Source organism: Rhodococcus sp. BP-160 (assembly GCF_019836205.1).
Taxonomy (GTDB): domain Bacteria; phylum Actinomycetota; class Actinomycetes; order Mycobacteriales; family Mycobacteriaceae; genus Rhodococcoides.
On the sequence record NZ_JABUEK010000003.1, the window covers coordinates 719310 to 734179 of the forward strand.

General features: G+C 69.0%; 13 protein-coding genes. All 13 read left to right on the top strand.

Annotated features, from left to right (window positions below; genetic code table 11):
* The first annotated feature begins 5 nt into the window (after nt 1-5).
* The 13 genes from HQ306_RS15315 to nuoN are packed head-to-tail and all read left to right on the top strand — an operon-like array spanning nt 6 to nt 14781.
* Nucleotides 6-560 carry an NADH-quinone oxidoreductase subunit B family protein gene (locus HQ306_RS15315; protein WP_027506037.1) on the top strand — a complete coding sequence of 185 codons (555 nt, stop codon included), beginning with the start codon at nt 6-8 and terminating at the stop codon, nt 558-560.
* Nucleotides 557-1204, top strand: coding sequence for an NADH-quinone oxidoreductase subunit C (locus HQ306_RS15320; RefSeq protein ID WP_222632355.1), 648 nt, complete (start codon nt 557-559; stop codon nt 1202-1204). Before HQ306_RS15315 ends, HQ306_RS15320 begins: the two co-directional genes overlap by 4 nt.
* The gene (nuoD, locus tag HQ306_RS15325) at nt 1204-2514 is read left to right on the top strand and encodes an NADH dehydrogenase (quinone) subunit D (RefSeq protein ID WP_056440985.1); all 1311 of its coding nucleotides are present in this window, start codon (nt 1204-1206) and stop codon (nt 2512-2514) included. Before HQ306_RS15320 ends, nuoD begins: the two co-directional genes overlap by 1 nt.
* Nucleotides 2511-3359 (top strand): NADH-quinone oxidoreductase subunit NuoE, encoded by an 849-nt coding sequence (gene nuoE / locus HQ306_RS15330; RefSeq protein WP_222632357.1) that lies wholly within the window; start codon nt 2511-2513, stop codon nt 3357-3359. The genes nuoD and nuoE overlap by 4 nt, the downstream gene beginning before the upstream one ends.
* Nucleotides 3356-4672 (top strand): NADH-quinone oxidoreductase subunit NuoF, encoded by a 1317-nt coding sequence (gene nuoF / locus HQ306_RS15335; protein ID WP_222632359.1) that lies wholly within the window; start codon nt 3356-3358, stop codon nt 4670-4672. The genes nuoE and nuoF overlap by 4 nt, the downstream gene beginning before the upstream one ends.
* Nucleotides 4669-7044 carry an NADH-quinone oxidoreductase subunit G gene (locus HQ306_RS15340; protein WP_222632361.1) on the top strand — a complete coding sequence of 792 codons (2376 nt, stop codon included), beginning with the start codon at nt 4669-4671 and terminating at the stop codon, nt 7042-7044. The genes nuoF and HQ306_RS15340 overlap by 4 nt, the downstream gene beginning before the upstream one ends.
* The gene (gene nuoH, locus HQ306_RS15345) at nt 7041-8315 is read left to right on the top strand and encodes an NADH-quinone oxidoreductase subunit NuoH (protein ID WP_222632363.1); all 1275 of its coding nucleotides are present in this window, start codon (nt 7041-7043) and stop codon (nt 8313-8315) included. Before HQ306_RS15340 ends, nuoH begins: the two co-directional genes overlap by 4 nt.
* Nucleotides 8308-8832 carry an NADH-quinone oxidoreductase subunit NuoI gene (gene nuoI, locus HQ306_RS15350; protein ID WP_222632364.1) on the top strand — a complete coding sequence of 175 codons (525 nt, stop codon included), beginning with the start codon at nt 8308-8310 and terminating at the stop codon, nt 8830-8832. The genes nuoH and nuoI overlap by 8 nt, the downstream gene beginning before the upstream one ends.
* Complete coding sequence (locus tag HQ306_RS15355; protein WP_051613412.1) at nt 8829-9527, top strand: NADH-quinone oxidoreductase subunit J; 699 nt, start codon at nt 8829-8831, stop codon at nt 9525-9527. The genes nuoI and HQ306_RS15355 overlap by 4 nt, the downstream gene beginning before the upstream one ends.
* Entirely contained in the window at nt 9524-9823 is a 300-nt protein-coding gene (gene nuoK, locus HQ306_RS15360; protein ID WP_056440973.1) for an NADH-quinone oxidoreductase subunit NuoK, read from the top strand. The genes HQ306_RS15355 and nuoK overlap by 4 nt, the downstream gene beginning before the upstream one ends.
* A 1-nt stretch (nt 9824) precedes the next feature.
* Nucleotides 9825-11711: an NADH-quinone oxidoreductase subunit L gene (nuoL, locus tag HQ306_RS15365; RefSeq protein WP_222632372.1), complete on the top strand. Its 1887-nt coding sequence runs from the start codon at nt 9825-9827 to the stop codon at nt 11709-11711.
* Nucleotides 11708-13255, top strand: coding sequence for an NADH-quinone oxidoreductase subunit M (locus HQ306_RS15370; protein ID WP_222632374.1), 1548 nt, complete (start codon nt 11708-11710; stop codon nt 13253-13255). Before nuoL ends, HQ306_RS15370 begins: the two co-directional genes overlap by 4 nt.
* A complete protein-coding gene (gene nuoN, locus HQ306_RS15375) occupies nt 13252-14781 on the top strand; it encodes an NADH-quinone oxidoreductase subunit NuoN (protein ID WP_222632376.1) in 1530 nt (509 codons plus the stop codon). Before HQ306_RS15370 ends, nuoN begins: the two co-directional genes overlap by 4 nt.
* Nucleotides 14782-14870: the final 89 nt, after the last annotated feature.

Below are 14870 nucleotides of genomic sequence, written 5' to 3' on the forward strand. Positions count from 1 at the left end.
ATCGCATGGGATTGGAAGAGAAGCTGCCGAGCGGCTTCCTGCTGACCACTGTCGAAGGCCTCGCCGGCTTCGCCCGCAAGGGGTCTCTGTGGCCCGCGACCTTCGGACTGGCGTGCTGTGCGATCGAGATGATGTCGACGACATCCGGCCGGTTCGATCTCGCCCGGTTCGGTATGGAAGCCTTCCGCGCCTCCCCCCGCCAGGCTGATCTCATGATCGTCGCGGGACGGGTGAGCCAGAAGATGGCACCGGTGCTCCGGCAGGTGTACGACCAGATGGCCGAGCCGAAATGGGTTCTGGCGATGGGTGTCTGCGCGTCCTCGGGAGGAATGTTCAACAACTACGCCATCGTGCAGGGCGTCGACCACGTGGTACCGGTCGACATCTATCTGCCCGGTTGTCCGCCGCGGCCCGAGATGCTGATCAACGCCATCCTGCAGTTGCACGCGTCGATCCAGGCGATGCCGCTGGGCGTCGACCGCGAGAGGGCCATCGCCGAGACCGAGAAGGCCGCGCTGAGTTCTCCGTCCGTCATCGACGCGAAGACGCTGCTGCGATGAGAGCGCGGGGCATGTTCGGAGTGCGCGGTTCGGGCGACACGTCGGGTTACGGCCGTCTGGCGCCGCCGAAACCCCGACACGACAACGCGAGTCGACCGTTCGGTGGGGACCACGACGTCGTGGCGGACGCACTGGAGTCGGCGCTCGCGGCTCGGGACGAACGTTGGGACGACGCCGTCGAGCGTGCCGTGCTCCACCGCGGTGAGCTGACTCTGCACATCGCGCGTACGCACCTGCCCGCTGTCGCGTCCGCGCTACGCGACGACGAGGCACTCCGCTTCGAACTGTGTCTCGGCGTCAGTGGCGTCCACCAGCCCGGCGAGACCGGACGCGAGCTGCACGCCGTCTACCATCTGCAGTCCATCACGCACGGTCGTCGGTTGCGTCTCGAAGTGTCAGTGCCGGAGTCCGACCCGCACATTCCGTCGCTGTGCGGCATCTACCCCACCACCGACTGGCACGAGCGCGAGACGTACGACTTCTTCGGCATCGAGTTCGACGGACACCCGTCCCTGACACGCATCGAGATGCCCGACGACTGGGTGGGGCACCCGCAACGCAAGGACTACCCGCTGGGCGGCATCCCGGTGGAGTTCAAGGGCGCGCGGATCGCGCCCCCCGATCAGCGCAGGTCGTACAACTGATGACACTCGAGAAGGATCACACCACGCCGACCGTCTACACCGCGTCGGGCCAGGACTGGGACGAGATCGTCGACCTGGCCGGCACCGCCGGTGAGGAGCGCATCGTCGTCAACATGGGACCGCAGCACCCCTCCACGCACGGGGTCCTCCGCCTCATCCTCGAGATCGAGGGGGAGACCGTCACCGAGGCGCGATGCGGAATCGGCTACCTGCACACCGGTATCGAGAAGAACCTCGAGTACCGGAACTGGACGCAGGGCGTCACCTACGTGACGCGGATGGACTACCTGTCGCCCTTCTTCAACGAGACGGCGTACTGCCTCGGCGTGGAGAAGCTGCTCGGCATCACCGACGACGTGCCGGAACGCGCGACCGTGATCCGGGTGTTGCTGATGGAACTCAACCGCATCTCCTCGCACCTGGTCGCTCTGGCCACCGGCGGCATGGAGCTCGGCGCGGTCACCGCCATGCTCTTCGGATTCCGGGAACGTGAACTGATCCTCGACATCTTCGAGACGATCACGGGCCTGCGGATGAATCACGCGTTCGTCCGGCCGGGCGGGCTGGCGATGGACCTGCCCGACGACGCCGTGCCGAAGATCCGGGACCTGCTGCACCTGTTGCCGATCCGCCTGCGCGACATGAGCGCGATGCTGGACGACAACCCCATCTGGAAGGGTCGGACCCGCGGCATCGGGTACCTCGATCTCACCGGGTGCATGGCACTCGGGATCACCGGTCCGGTGCTGCGTGCCACGGGCTTGCCCCACGATCTCCGTCGCGCGGAGCCCTACTGCGGCTACGAGACCTACGAGTTCGACGTGATCACCGAACAGGAGAGTGACTGCTACGCGCGGTATCTCATCCGTGTCGACGAGATGAGCGAGTCGCTGAAGATCGTCGAACAGTGCCTCGACCGACTGGCACCGGGGCCCGTGATGGTGTCGGACAAGAAGATCGCGTGGCCTGCGGACCTGGTCTCGGGCCCCGACGGACTGGGCAACTCGCGCGAGCACGTGCAGAAGATCATGGACGGATCGATGGAATCGCTGATCCACCATTTCAAGCTCGTCACCGAGGGCATCCGCGTGCCCGAGGGACAGGTCTACGTCGCGGTGGAGTCACCCCGCGGCGAGCTGGGTGTGCACATGGTCTCCGACGGTGGATCCCGGCCCTACCGTGTGCACTTCCGGGACCCGTCGTTCACCAATCTGCAGGCCGTCGCGGCGATGTGCGAGGGCGGCATGGTGTCCGACGTGATCGCGTCCGTGGCGAGCATCGATCCCGTGATGGGTGGGGTGGACCGATGAGCACACGGGAACCGGTGGCGATACCCTTCGGACCCCGTCCGGAGGAACGCGTCCAACTCGTGCGACCCGGCGCCCGGCGTACCTACCCCGAGGACGTGCTGGCCCGCCTCGAGGCGGACGCCGCCACCATCGTCGCCCGCTACCCGCGCGCCCGGTCCGCGATCATCCCGATCCTTCATCTGCTCCAGGCCGAGGACGGGTACCTCACCCCCGCCGCGGTCGACTTCTGTTCGCACACACTCGACCTCACGGGTGCCGAGGTCGCGGCGGTGGCGACGTTCTACTCGATGTACCGCCGCGAGCCGACAGGCGACTACCTCGTCGGCGTGTGCACCAACACCCTCTGCGCCGTGATGGGCGGGGACGCCATTCACGAGGCCCTCGTCGACCACCTCGACGGCGTCACGGACGGCACCGTGACGCTCGAACACATCGAGTGCAACGCCGCCTGCGACTACGCACCGGTGGTGATGGTGAACTGGGAGTTCTTCGACAACCAGACTCCCGAGTCGGCACGCACGCTGGTCGACGAACTCCGCGCCGGGCGCCCGGTCACCCCGACGCGCGGCGCGACCCTGTGCACCTTCCGCGAGACCTCGCGCATCCTGGCGGGCTTTCCCGACACCCGGCCCGGCGCGCTCGACGCACCGACCGCCGGCGAGGCGACGCTGGCAGGCCTGCGTGTCGCGCGGGAGAAGGACATGCGCGCCCCCGATCACGCGGAACCCGACGCGGCGGCGGTAGCCGAGCCGCCGACGGACTCCACCCCGGACAAGCCCGCGCCCGCCCCGTCGGCCGATGTGCCCCGCCCGGACGGCACTGCAGCGAAGGAGGCCCGGCCGTGACACTCACCCCGGTTCTGAGCCGCTACTGGGACGAGCCCGAGTCCTGGACTCTGGACACCTACCGCCGCCACGGCGGGTACGACGGTCTCGCCGCAGCCCTGGCGATGACACCCGACGAGGTGATCGGCACGGTCAAGGACTCCGGCCTGCGTGGTCGCGGCGGCGCCGGCTTCCCCACCGGCACGAAGTGGAGTTTCATCCCCCAGGACGGCCCGACACCCGCGGACCAGACCGTGCCGCACTACCTGGTGGTGAACGCCGACGAGTCGGAGCCGGGCACGTGCAAGGACATGCCGCTGCTGATGGCCACACCCCACGCGCTGGTCGAGGGCATCGTGATCGCGGCGTACGCCATCCGCTCGTCGCACGCGTTCGTCTACCTCCGCGGTGAGGTGGTGCCGGTACTGCGGCGGCTGCAGGCCGCGGTCGCCGAGGCCTACGCCGCGGGGTATCTGGGCACGGACATCCAGGGCTCCGGGTTGGATCTGGACCTCGTCGTCCATGCGGGGGCGGGCGCCTACATCTGCGGCGAGGAAACCGCACTGCTCGACTCCCTCGAGGGGCGCCGCGGTCAGCCCCGGCTGCGGCCACCGTTCCCCGCCGTGGCGGGCCTCTACGCGAGCCCCACCGTCGTCAACAACGTCGAGTCCATCGCGAGTGTGCCGACGGTCCTGGCGCGCGGGACGCAATGGTTCCGCTCGATGGGCAGTGAGAAGTCACCCGGCTTCACGCTGTACTCGCTCTCCGGCCACGTCACCCGCCCCGGACAGTACGAGGCGCCGCTCGGCATCACGCTGCGCGAGTTGCTCGAGCACGCGGGCGGTGTCCGCGCCGGGCACACGCTGAAGTTCTGGACACCCGGCGGATCCTCCACCCCGATCTTCACGGCCGAGCACCTCGACGTCCCGCTCGACTACGAGGGTGTGAGCGCCGCGGGATCGATGCTCGGCACGAAAGCACTCCAGATCTTCGACGAGACGACCTGCGTGGTCCGCGCGGTCCGTCGCTGGAGCGAGTTCTACGCGCACGAATCGTGTGGGAAGTGCACCCCCTGCCGCGAGGGCACCTACTGGCTGGTGCAGATACTCGCGCGCCTCGAGAACGGCACCGGATCGGAGGGTGACCTGCAGAAGCTGCTCGACGTCGCCGACAGCATCCTGGGAAAGTCGTTCTGCGCGTTGGGAGACGGGGCGGCCAGCCCCATCGTCTCGTCGATCGCCCACTTCCGGGACGAGTACGTGGCGCACGTGGAGCAGGGTGGATGCCCCTTCGATCCGCACCTCTCCACCCTGATGGCAGGACAACTGACATGACCGCGGTGCAGAACGACGGCGCGCGCGCCGAGACGACGGTGGACATCACCCTCGACGGCGTCCCGATGTCGGTCCCGAAAGGCACCCTGGTCATCCGGGCGGCCGAGATGCTCGGTGTGCAGATCCCGCGGTTCTGCGACCACCCGCTGCTCGACCCGGTCGGCGCGTGCCGGCAGTGCCTGGTCGACGTCGAGGGCCAACGCAAGCCCTTGGCGTCGTGCACCACGACGGTGTCCGACGGCATGGTGATCCGGACGCAGCACAGCTCGGAGATCGCCGAGAAGGCGCAGCGCGGAGTGATGGAACTGCTCCTGATCAACCATCCGCTGGACTGCCCGGTGTGCGACAAGGGTGGCGAGTGCCCGCTGCAGAACCAGGCCATGTCCACCGGCCGCACCGAGTCGCGCTTCACAGAGACCAAACGCACGTATCCCAAGCCGATCCCCCTGTCGACCGAGGTCCTGCTCGACCGGGAGCGGTGCGTCCTCTGCGCCCGGTGCACGCGCTTCTCCGAGCAGATCGCCGGTGACCCGTTCATCGATCTGCTCGAACGCGGTGCGCTGCAACAGGTCGGCATCTACGGCGCCGAGCCGTTCGAGTCGTACTTCTCCGGCAACACCGTGCAGATCTGCCCGGTGGGTGCACTCACCAACACCGCCTACCGATTCCGCGCGCGGCCCTTCGACCTGGTGTCGACTCCCAGCGTCTGCGAGCACTGCTCCAGTGGGTGCGCCCAGCGCACGGACCATCGCCGCGGAAAGGTGTTGCGTCGGTTGGCCGGCGACGATCCCGAGGTCAACGAGGAATGGAGCTGCGACAAGGGCCGCTGGGCGTTCGCGTACGGCACGCTGCCCGATCGCCTCGACACCCCGCTGGTCCGACGCGGAACCACCCTCGAGCCCGCGTCGTGGTCGGAGGCCCTGGCGGTGGCCGCCCGCGGTCTGGCGGAGGCTCGCGGACACGCCGGCGTGCTCACCGGTGGCCGTCTCACCGTCGAGGACGCATACGCCTACAGCAAGTTCGCGCGGATCGCGCTGGGTACCAACGACATCGACTTCCGGGCCCGCCCGACGTCCGAGGAGGAGACCGACTTCCTGTCCGCTCGGGTGGCCGGCCGCGGGATCGACGTCACGTACGCCGCACTCGAGGCCGCGCCGATCGTCGTCCTCGTGTCCTTCGAACCGGAGGAGGAGTGCCCCATCGTCTTCCTCCGCTTGCGGAAGGCACTGCGCGGGGGACACACTCGCGTACTGACACTGGCGCCCTTCGCGTCGCCCGGCAGCACGAAGCTGAGAGCCGACGTGCGTCCCACGGTGCCGGGGACGGAGGCCGCGGGGCTGGCGGACCCGAACGTGCTCGACCAGCTGCGCGTGCCGGGCGCGGTGATCCTCGTCGGCGAGCGCGCGGCGTCGAGCCCCGGCACCCTCGCCGCGGTCGCGCGCACCGCCGACACCACCGGCGCCCACGTCGCGTGGATCCCCCGCCGTGCCGGTGACCGCGGCGCCCTCGACTCGGGTGCGTTCCCCACACTCCTGCACGGAGGTCGCCGGGTGGACGACCCCGCGGCTCGGCGCACGGTGGCCGCGGCGTGGGGTGTCGACGATCTGCCGGCGACACCGGGCCGGGACACGGTCGGCATCCTCGGCGCCGACCTCCGCGCGCTCGTCGTGGCCGGTGTCGAGCTCGACGACCTCCCCGATCCCGAGGCGGCCCGCGCCGCGCTCGACCGAGTCCCCTTCGTCGTCGCACTGGACCTGCGCAGCAGCGAGGTGACCGACCGGGCCGACGTCGTGTTCCCGGTCGCCGCCGTCGCGCAGAAGGCCGGATCGTTCACCACCTGGGAAGGCCGCCGGCGCACGTTCGGAGCAGCACTCCCGACGCCGTCCATGATGGCCGACCTGCGGGTCCTCGACGCGATCGCCACCGAGATGGGTCACCGCCTCGGACTGCCGGACGCCGACGCGGCACGCCGCGAACTCGACGCGGCCGGGTCGGCACCCGGATCCTCCGACGTTCCGGACCGCGGCAGCGCGGCACCGACCGCCCTCGGCGCAGGAACCGCCGTACTGGCCGGCTGGCGGATGCTGCTCGACGCCGGGCGGATGCAGGACGGGGAGACCGATCTCGCCGGCACGGCGCGGACCCCCGTCGCCCGGCTGTCGACCGCGACCGCGGCCGACACCGGGGTGTCCGACGGTGAGCCACTGACCGTCTCCACCGACTCGGGGTCGATCACGCTGCCGCTCCGCGTCACCGCCATGCCGGACCACGTGGTGTGGCTGCCGTGGAACTCGGCACCGTCCCGCGTCAGTGCGACCCTCCACGTCGCACCCGGTGCCGCCGTGCGTCTCTCGGCAGGAGCACCGTCATGACCGACCTCTCCGTCTTCGGGATCGACCCACTGTGGCTCGTCGTCGCCAAGGCGCTCGCCGTCTTCGGCTTCCTTGTGCTCACACCGCTCATCGCGATCTACGCCGAGCGCAAGGTCATGGCCTGGATGCAGATGCGCATCGGCCCCAACAGGGTCGGGCCGTGGGGCATCCTGCAGAGCCTCGCCGACGGTGTGAAGCTCGCCCTGAAGGAGGGGATCGTCCCGAGGGGCGTGGACCGTCCGATCTACCCGCTGGCACCGATCATCTCGGTCGTCCCCGCCTTCATGGCCTTCGCCGTGATCCCGTTCGGCCCCACCGTGTCGGTGTTCGGGCACATCACCCCGCTCCAGCTGACCGACATGCCCGTCGCGGTGCTCTACATCCTGGCCGTGACCTCGATCGGTGTGTACGGCATCGTCCTGGCCGGGTGGTCGTCCGGTTCCACGTATCCGCTTCTGGGAGCACTGCGCTCGACCGCGCAGGTGATCTCGTACGAGGTGGCCATGGGCCTGAGCTTCGCGGCCGTGTTCCTCTACGCGGGCACCATGTCGACGTCCGGCATCGTCGCCTCGCAGGAGCGCCTGTGGTTCGTCGTGATGCTGCTGCCGTCGTTCCTCGTCTACATCACCTCGATGGTGGGCGAGACCAACCGTGCGCCGTTCGACCTCCCCGAGGCGGAGGGCGAACTGGTCGGCGGATTCCACACCGAGTACTCCTCGCTCCGGTTCGCCATGTTCATGCTCGCGGAGTACGTCAACATGGTCACCGTCTCGGCGCTCGCGACCACGCTTTTTCTCGGCGGCTGGCGCGCCCCCTTCCCGATCAGCCTGTGGGACGGCGCCAATCAGGGCTGGTGGCCCGTTCTCTGGTTCACGATCAAGGTGTGGGGCTTCCTGTTCGTCTTCGTCTGGCTCCGCAGCACCCTGCCACGCCTGCGCTACGACCAGTTCATGAACTTCGGGTGGAAGGTGCTCATTCCCGCTGCGCTGCTGTGGATCATGGTCATCGCGGCCGTGCGCGTCCTCCTCCTCGACTCCCCGCACGTCCGGCCGGTCACCGTGGTGGTGTCACTGGTCTACACCGCCGCCCTGATCGCCGTGCTCGCCCGGACGCTACGGCGTGGGCGCCTGGAACGGACCCACTCCGGTGCGACGGCGGACCAGCAGGGGGTCGATGCCGCGGCGGGCGGGTTCCCCGTGCCTCCGATGCCGGACCGCTCACCCGGTCCGGCACGCCCTCGACCCATCACCAAGGAGACGACCGATGCCTGAATTCCTGGGACCTGTGGCGGGTTTCGGCGTCACCTTCGCCACCATGTTCAAGAAGCCGGAGACCGAGTCGTATCCGGAGGAGAAGGTACCGACGGCGACGCGGTACCACGGCCGTCACCAGCTCAATCGCTACGCGGACGGCCTGGAGAAGTGCATCGGCTGCGAACTGTGCGCGTGGGCGTGCCCCGCCGACGCCATCTACGTCGAGGGCGCCGACAACACGGAGACCGAGCGGTACTCGCCCGGCGAACGGTACGGGCGCGTCTACCAGATCAACTACCTGCGGTGCATCGGGTGCGGTCTGTGCATCGAGGCGTGCCCCACCCGCGCCCTGACCATGACCAACGAGTACGAGATGGCCGACGACAACCGCGCCGATCTGATCTACGAGAAGACCGATCTGTTGGCCTCGCTCGCCGAGGGGATGGACGCGCCCCCGCACGCCATGGCCGACGGCGCCACCGACGAGGACTACTACCGCGGGGCCTTCATCGCCCGGCGGGAGGCGGACCGATGATCGTCTCGACCTCCGAGGCCATCGCCTTCTGGATCCTCGCCCCGCTCGCTCTCATCGGCGCGCTGGGCGTCGTGGCGTCGGCGAAAGCCGTGTACTCGGCTCTGTTCCTGGCATCGACGATGGTGGTGCTCGCGATCTTCTACATCGTCCAGGGTGCCGTCTTCCTCGGTGTCGTCCAGATCGTGGTCTACACCGGCGCCGTGATGATGCTCTTCCTCTTCGTACTCATGCTCGTGGGGGTGGACTCGTCGGACTCGCTCGTCGAATCGCTACGGGGGCACCGCATCGCGGCCATCGTCGTGGGTCTCGGATTCGGTGTCCTGCTGATCGGGGGGCTCGGCAATGCCGCGCTGAGCGACTTCCGCGGCTTCACCGCGCAGTCGCCGGCGAACGTCGAGGGGCTCGCCGAGCTGGTGTTCGTGCGCTACGTGTGGGCCTTCGAGCTCACCGGAGCGCTGCTCATCACTGCCACGATCGGTGCCATGGTGCTGACCCACCGGGACGCCGTCGGCCGGACCAGAACCCAGAAGGAGCTGTCGCAGGACAGGTTCCGCTTCGGAGACCGCGTGACACCGCTGCCGAGCCCGGGTGTCTACGCACGCCACAACGGTGTGGACCGGCCCGCTCGTCTCCCCGACGGCAGCGACGCCGAGTCGTCGGTCAGTCGGCAGTTCCGCGACGGGCCGAGCCGATGAACCCGGAGTACTACCTGTACCTGTCCGCGGCCCTGTTCACCATCGGCGCCGCCGGTGTCCTCCTGCGCCGCAACGCCATCGTCGTCTTCATGTGCATCGAGCTGATGCTCAACGCCGCGAACCTGGCCTTCGTGACGTTCTCGCGGATGCACGGCGGACTGGACGGACAGGTCTTCGCGTTCTTCACGATGGTTGTCGCCGCCGCCGAGGTGGTGGTGGGTCTGGCCGTCATCATGGCGATCTTCCGCTCTCGTCGATCCGTCTCGGTCGACGACGACAGTCTGTTGAAGTACTGACATGGCGACGACTCTGGTTCTGCTGCCGCTCATTCCCCTCACCGGAGCCGTCGTGCTGCTGCTGGGTGGACGCCGGAGCGATGCGTGGGGCCACCTCCTCGCGTGCGCGGCGATGCTCGCGTCGTTCGCGCTGGCCGTCGTCGCCTTCGTCGACATGGCCGGGCGGGCAGCGGAGGACCGCGCGCTCTCGCAGACGGTCTTCACCTACGTTCCGGTCGAGTCGCTGCAGATCGAGTTCGGTCTCCGCCTCGACCAGCTGTCGGTGTGCTTCGTCCTGCTCATCACCGGCGTCGGAACCCTCATCCACGTGTACTCGATCGGGTACATGCGGGACGATCCCGCGCGCCGCCGATTCTTCGCGTACCTCAATCTTTTCGTGGCCGCGATGCTGCTGCTGGTCATGGCGGACAACTTCCTCGGCCTGTACGTCGGATGGGAGGGCGTGGGCCTCGCGTCGTACCTGTTGATCGGGTTCTGGTCCACCCGGCCGTCGGCAGCCTCGGCCGCACGCAAGGCGTTCGTCGTCAATCGTGTCGGCGACATCGGACTGGCCGTCGCGCTGATGATCATGATCTCGTCCGTCGGATCCGTCTCGTACGACGACGTGTTCGCCGGGGTCGACGGCATGGGCGATGGCACCGCGACCGCCCTCGGCCTCGTCCTCCTGCTCGCCGCGTGCGGCAAGTCGGCGCAGGTGCCGCTGCAATCGTGGCTGGGTGACGCGATGGAGGGCCCGACGCCCGTCTCGGCGCTCATCCACGCCGCGACGATGGTCACCGCCGGTGTGTACCTCATCGTCCGGTCCGGGCCCGTCTTCGAAGCGTCCCCGGCCGCCCAGAACGTCGTCGTGCTGGTCGGCGCCGTGACGCTGCTCTTCGGGGCCGTCATCGGCTGCGCGAAGGACGACATCAAGAAGGCTCTGGCCGCGTCGACGATGAGCCAGATCGGGTACATGGTGCTCGCGGCCGGTCTCGGCCCCGCCGGGTACGCGGTCGCGATCCTGCACCTGCTCACGCACGGATTCTTCAAGGCCGGCCTGTTCCTCGGCGCCGGGTCCGTGATGCACGCGACGAACGACGAGACGGACATGCGGCGGTACGGCGGACTGCGCACCGTTCTGCCCATCACCTACGTGACGTTCGGGCTGGCCTATCTCGCCATCATCGGTGTCCCACCGTTCTCGGGGTTCTTCTCGAAGGACGGCATCATCGAGGCCGCGATCGACGCCGGCGGTGCGAAGGGTGCGGCGCTCGGCGCAGCCACCCTGGTCGGCGCGGGACTGACCGCCTTCTACATGACGCGGGTCATGATCCTCACGTTCTTCGGCGAGCGGCGGTGGCGGAGCGGAGTCCACCCGCACGAGGCACCCGCGAGCATGACCGGCCCGATGATCGTGCTGGCCGTCGGATCCGTCGGTGCCGGTGCGCTTCTCGCGATCGGCACCCGATTGGAGGGATGGCTCGCCCCGGTCGTCGGTGAACACGACCCCGCACACCTCGTACCCGCGTGGGCCGTCACCCTCGCGGTGCTCGTGACCGTCGCCTCGGGGGTGGGCGTGGCCGTGCGCATGTACGGCCGATCGGCGGTCCCGGTGACCGCACCCACGGGGTCGGTCCTCACCGCGGCCGCTCGCCGAGATCTGTACGGGGACGCGGTGAACGAGGCCGTCTTCATGCGGCCGGGTCAGCGGGCGACCGCCGCGGTGGTCACCGCCGACCGCGTCGGCGTCGAGGGAGTGGTGAGTGCCGTCGCCACCGCGGTCCGGGAGTCCTCCACACGACTGCGCCGGTGGCAGAACGGGTTCGTCCGGTCGTACGCCCTCTCGATGTTCGCCGGGGCCGTCCTGGTGGTCGTCACCCTGACCGTGGCACTGGGAGTGACGCGATGACCGACCTTCCCGTGCTGAGCGCGCTCTGGCTCCTCCCGCTGATCGGAGTGCTGGCAGTGATCGCCGTGCCGCCCACCCGGTCTGCGGCCGCCCGCGCGGTGGGGCTCACGACATCGTGCGTCGTGCTGATCCTCGCCGTGCTGTGTGCGATCGGATTCGAGGCGGGCGCGCCGGGATACCAGTTCGTGGAGGAGCACGAGTGGATCCCGAGCTTCGGTGCGGGCTACACACTCGGGATCGACGGCATCGCACTGACTCTCGTACTGCTGACCGCTGTCCTGGTCCCGATCCTCCTGCTGGCCGGATGGAACGACACCCCGCCCGCGTCGCGCTCACGCCGCACCCACACCTACGTCGCGTTGATCCTCGTCGTCGAGTCGATGGTCATGGTCTCGTTCGTCTCCCTCGACATCCTGCTCTTCTACCTCTTCTTCGAGGCCATGCTCGTGCCGATGTACTTCCTCATCGGCGGCTTCGGCCGTGATGCCGGACGAGCGCGTTCCGCCGCGGTGACCTTCCTGCTCTACAACCTCGCGGGCGGGCTCGTCATGCTGGCGGCCGTCATCGGCCTGTACGTCGTCACCGCCTCGGATGCGAGTCCCTTCTCGGCGGGCACGTTCGACCTGCGCGCCATCGCGGACGCCGCGGCGGCCGGCGAACTCGGCGCCTCTCCCGGCGTGCTGAACGCGCTGTTCCTGGGATTCCTCGTGGCCTTCGCCGTGAAGGCGCCGCTGTGGCCGCTGCACACCTGGTTGCCCGGCGCGGCGACCGAGAGCACCCCGGCGACCGCGGTGCTGATGATGGCCGTCGTCGACAAGGTGGGCACCTTCGGGATGCTGCGGTACTGCCTGCAGCTGTTCCCGGAGTCGTCGGCGACCTTCGCGCCGGCGGTGATCACGCTCGCCGTCGTCGGGATCGTCTACGGCGCGGTGCTGGCGATCGGCGCGACCGACATCATGCGCCTCATCGCGTACACCTCCATCTCGCACTTCGGGTTCATCATCCTCGGCATCTTCGCCATGACGAGCCAGTCGCAGGCGGGGTCCGCGCTGTACATGGTGAACCACGGGATCGCCACGGCCGCACTGTTCCTCGTTGCAGGGTTCCTCGTCACCCGGCGCGGGAGCGCGCTCATCGCCGACCACGGGGGTGTGCAGAAGGTGGCGCCCGTGCTCGCCGGCACGTTCCTCGTCGCCGGACTGGCCACTCTGTCGCTTCCCGGACTCGCCCCGTTCGTCAGCGAATTCCTGGTCCTCGTGGGAACGTTCCCGCGCTACGGCGTCGCGGCGGTGATCGCGGCGTCGGCGCTGGTGCTCTCGGCGATCTACGTGCTGTGGCTGTATCAACGGGTGATGACCGGGCCCGTCGCCGCCGGCTCGGAACGGATCCGCGATCTCGTGCCGCGCGAGATCGCCGTCGTCGCTCCACTTCTCGTGCTCGTCATCGCGCTGGGCGTGTACCCGAGACCCGCGCTGGACATCCTCACGCCGGCCGTCGAACGCACATCGGTCGAGCAACTCGAGACAGGAGTGGCCGCGCCATGACCATCGACACCCCGTCCCTCGAGTACAGCCTGCTGTCGCCCATGATCATCGTGCTGGCGGCCGCGGTGATCGGCGTCCTGGTCGAGGCCTTCGTTCCCGCCGATCGGCGCCGCGTCACCCACCTCGTGCTCGCCCTCGGCGCACTCGCGGCAGCGTTCGCCGCCGTCGTCGCGCTGGCCGGAACCAGCACCGTCGCCGCGGTGGGGTCGGTGGCCGTGGACGGGCCCACACTGTTCCTGCAGGGGGTCATCGTCGCGGTGTCCGCGGCGTCGGTCGTACTGATGGCGCATCGCTCGTCCGACCATCCCGAAGTGGCTGCGGTCGATGCCTTCACGCCCGCGGCGTCCACGGTGCCGGGCACGGTCGCCGAGGCCCGTGCCGTCACTGCCCGGGTCACCCGTACCGAGATCTACCCGCTCACCCTGTTCGCCGTCGGCGGCATGATGGTGTTGCCGGCCTCGAACGATCTGCTGAGCATGTTCGTCGCGCTGGAGGTGCTCTCGCTCCCGCTGTACCTGCTGTGCGGTCTCGCGCGTCGTCGGCGTCTGCTGTCCCAGGAGGCGTCGCTCAAGTACTTCCTCCTCGGAGCGTTCTCGTCGGCCTTCTTCCTGTTCGGCACGGCGCTGCTCTACGGCTACGCGGGCAGCGTCCGACTCGACGACATCGCCGACGTGGCCGACGGGGACCAGGTTCTCGGCGTGCTGGGGGTCGGTCTCGTGGCCGTCGGCCTGCTGTTCAAAGTCGGTGCGGTGCCGTTCCATTCGTGGATCCCCGACGTGTACCAGGGCGCACCCACGCCCGTGACCGCGTTCATGGCCTCGGCCACGAAGGTGGCGGCCTTCGGCGCGCTGCTGCGCATTCTCGTCGTGGGCGTGCCCGATCTCCAGGACGCGTGGCGGCCGATGCTGTGGGCCGTCGCCATCGTCACCATGCTCGTGGGAGCCGTGATCGCGGTGACGCAGACCGACGTCACGCGGATGCTGGCGTACTCGTCGATCGCCCACGCGGGCTTCATCCTCACGGGTGTCTCCGCGGGAGCGGCGGGCGTGTCCGCCACGCTGTTCTATCTCGCGGCCTACGCCTTCAGCACACTCGGCGCCTTCGCCGTGGTGTCCCTCGTGCGGGATCAGGGCGGCGAGGTCACCGAACTGTCCCGGTGGGCGGGCCTCGGACGATCGTCGCCCCTGACCGCGGCGGCCTTCGCGCTGTTCCTGCTCGCCTTCGCCGGCATCCCGCTGACGAGCGGCTTCACGAGCAAGTTCGCCGTCTTCCAGCCCGCACTCGAGGACGGCGGTGCCGTGCTGGTGATCGTCGGCGTCGTCAGCAGTGCCATCGCCGCGTCGTTCTACATCCGCGTCATCGTGGTGCTGTTCTTCACCGAACCGGAGGGACCCTCGGCGACGATCACCCACGGAACGGGCGCGACCGTGGCCGTCGCCGTCTCGGCCGTCGCCACCGTGGTGCTCGGGGTCTTCCCGCAACCGTTGCTCGACCTCGCCGAGCGGGCTGCAGCCGCGATGGTCTGACCCCCTTCCCCCCGCCCGCTCCCGGCGAGTACGTCCGAAGCGTCGTGAATCGGCGGGGAATCGCGACAGTGTGGACGTACTCGCGGGGG